This is a genomic window from Mycobacterium sp. (assembly GCF_049683935.1).
Classification (GTDB): domain Bacteria; phylum Actinomycetota; class Actinomycetes; order Mycobacteriales; family Mycobacteriaceae; genus Mycobacterium.
This window is the reverse complement of sequence record NZ_JBAUJR010000112.1, coordinates 1-3,189: the sequence shown is the minus strand read 5'-3', so window position 1 is coordinate 3,189 and position 3,189 is coordinate 1. Positions and strand designations below refer to the sequence as shown.

1 protein-coding gene and 1 pseudogene are annotated in these 3,189 nt (G+C 64.9%); both read right to left on the bottom strand.

What is annotated here, in order from left to right:
• Positions 1–202: pseudogene (locus WA965_RS06390) on the bottom strand (hypothetical protein); the annotation flags it as partial.
• Positions 203–440: 238 nt separating this feature from the next.
• On the bottom strand, positions 441–3,189 hold a 2,749-nt coding region (locus tag WA965_RS06385), incomplete at its 5' end, for an N-6 DNA methylase (protein WP_526447245.1).

Below are 3,189 nucleotides of genomic sequence, written 5' to 3'. Positions count from 1 at the left end.
AGGCCGCCGCCTTAGCGGCCTCGGTGTCGCTGCTGCTATAGGTGGGTGGCGGCGAGGGAACCACGTTAACCGTGTGCTGACTCGGTTCGACCGGATGGGCGAGGGCCAGGCCGCTGGTCACCACGGCGCCTACTGCGACCACGAACGCCGCCGTGGCGGCGGTGATCCCGGTGCGGTGACGCCGCCGGTCCCTCATGGTCATGACACGACGTTATCGCGAGCAACTGACACCGGGCCACCGCCGCAGGCACATTCGAAATGGCGACTTTCCGCAGCTCTGTTGCCTATAGATAACACCGGGCAAATCAGTGCAGGTGACGGCGGGTGTGTCTAAAATGACGGTTTTTCGGACATTCATATCGTGACGAAGCGTCCCGCTAGCGAAGGACTTCCTGGGACCGTAAGTCTTCGGCCTTGACTTAGCCCTGGACTTGAGGTGGCTATTCCAATTCCAAGACTGATCCGGGGGTCTGCAGTTGTGTAAGCGCTATGCGGAGTGCGCGAAGGGCGCGGACGTCGTCCTCGTTGTAGGCGATGAGTGTGTTCCAGGTGGTTGAGTCACCGGCCCGGGCCGCGTTGATCCAGGCGTAGGTGTCGGCGCCATTAGCACCGGCTGTGCGCCAGTTTGCGCCGGCGGCGGGAGCGAGTTGTTTGAGGCTGTATCCGGTGGGGCCGTAGAAGTTGGGCCGGATGGTGTCGGTGAGGACGTCGATGCCGCGGGCGAGGACGTCGTGAGCGGCTGGGCCGAGGATGCGGTGCAGGTGCCGGGGTTCGGTCGGGCCGTAGTGGAACCAGAACGCGGTGGTGTCGTCGTGGGTAATGAGTTGGTCGGTGATCCAGGCGAGAAACTCGGCGGCCAAGGCGCATTCGTCGAAATCAGACGCCGGTGAGCTGAAAGCGTAGTACGCCGGTTCCCTGTTTGGTGTGCTCAGCAGTGCTCCCCACAGGTATACCTTGCCGTCACTGTCGAATTCGCAGTCCACGTCGATCTCGATGGCAGCGGTCGTCGCCGGCAGGGTGTTGGTGGTTCGGATGAGCCGTGTCGTGGTGGGGGTTGGGAAGGCCAGGTCAACGGTGGGAACGGCGGCGGCGTCGACGCCCCCGAGCAGCGCGCCGACGAGGGTGTCGAGCCGTTGGCCGCAGGGGCTACTGACGAGGTGTTTGCGGATGTCCCGGCGGATGGTGACGAAGTTGGTCGACCGGAAGGTCATGGCGCTGATCTCGTCGGCGAGTTCGCGTGCCAGTTGGGCGATTTCAGTGTGGATCGGATCGTCGGGGTCATAGGTGGGAATCGGCAGTTTCCAGACCGCTTTGTCGATGTGGCGTTCGTCTTTGCCGTAGGACATCAGGGGTCGGACCAGTTCGGTAAGGCTGGGGGTGTTGAGGATCCCGACGAGGTAGTGGCCCTCGCTGGCGGTGCTGACCGCCGCCCAATACACGGCATGTTCGATGAGGGCCGTGGAGTCGGTTACCAAGGCTGCCGAGACGTGCATCCCGGAGGCGGCGTAGGCAACTCGGATCGGTGGGACGGGCAGCTGCTGGGTGAGCTTGCGCATGTGGTCGATCTGCTCGACGAGTGTCATCTTGGAGTCGCTGCGGGTGGTCCAGAGTGTCTCCGCGGCACGCGTCCATGCCGCCAGGCCGGGGTAGGCGTCGATCTTGGAGTGCTCGCCGTCGAGGACGTCTCCGGTGCGGGTGAGCGGGACCACGAACCGCTCGGGGATGCGCATGTGGAATGGCACGATCTGTTCACCGAGCAGGGTGGGCCACACGAACTCCGACTCCACGATGCCGGTCAGGGGGGACATGCCCTTCCAGGGCTGCTTCTCGGCCGCGGAGCGTTTGGACTGCACCGCGAGTCGACCGGCAGGGACGCCAAGCCCCGTGGTCGGAGAGTCTTCGACGCGGAAGAGCAAGCGGGGAAACAAGTTGGCGCCGTTACTGAATCGTGCGGCGTACGGGGAGCGTTCGTCGTCTTCGGACCCCACGCTGAGTTCGCCGAGGTGTTGGTGGAGTTGAGTTGCGGTCTCGACGTGGGCGTGGCGGTGCGGCGCGCGGCCGGTCCAAACCAGAGCCGTGGTCGGCATCGGACTTGCCGTGGCGCTGCGGGTTCCGAAGACGACTGCGGAGCTTCGAGGAAACAGGTGGGGGCGGATGCGGCGCAGATCCCAGCTGGGGGTGAAGGCGACGTGGGCGCCGTCGAACTGGCCGCGCCGGAATCCGGCCCAGTATTCGCGGTCGACCACGGAGTTCGGTACGACGAACGCGAAGCTGCCGCCGGTCTTGAGGTAGCGCTCGACGGCGCGGGCGATGAACAGCCCGGCAAGGTCCTGGTGGGTGGCGGTGGTTTCGTTGTGCCAGAAACCCCGGTCGGTGGCCAGCGATTTGAAACGTTGTTGCATGGCGGCGGTCATGTACCGGTAGGACAGCCACGGCGGATTGCCGACGAGGACGTCGACGCGGTTCTCGTCACGTCCCAGCCAGGCGGGCCGGGCGGCGTTGCGGATGTAGTAGCTCCAGATGTGGTTGCGGCCAGCTTCGTGTAATTCCTTGAGCCGGACGAAGTTGGCGTTGAGGTCGGGCAGGTCGGCGGCGTCGAGCGCCAGGCGGCGGACCGTGCCCTCGCTGAGGCGGTTGGTCTTTTTGCCTGCGGCCCGTCCGGATTCGTCGACGAGTGCTTGCACCAGGTCGTCGAAGCTGGCGCTGTTGGCCAGGAGGTGATCGGCAAAGCGCAGTTCCCCGGTTAGCAGCTGGTCCCCGGTGTCGGTGGGGATCACCAGGTAGTCCACGGTGAGCAGATCGTCGCGATGATCCCAGCCCAATGAGTCACCGAGGTAGACCGGTACCGACAGGCTGCCTCGTTCGCGGGCGTTGAGACGGTCGCGTCCTAGCGCCAGCAGATAGGTGACCCGCGCCAGCGCAACGGCGACCGGATGCAAGTCGATGCCGATCACTTGCGAGGACACCTGTGCCATCGCGTCGGCAAGGCTGACCCCGGACGCGTCGGCGGCGGCCAGGAAACGGCGCACCGCGTAGAACAGGAATGTCCCCGATCCGCAGCTGGGATCGAGGACCCGCTGATTAAGTGGATCGGTAACCGTTTGGGAGACAATACGATTGGCGAGCCAGTCCGGGGTGTAGTACTCGCCGAGTGCCTTGCGGGTTTGCGCCGATATCACCGACTCGTAG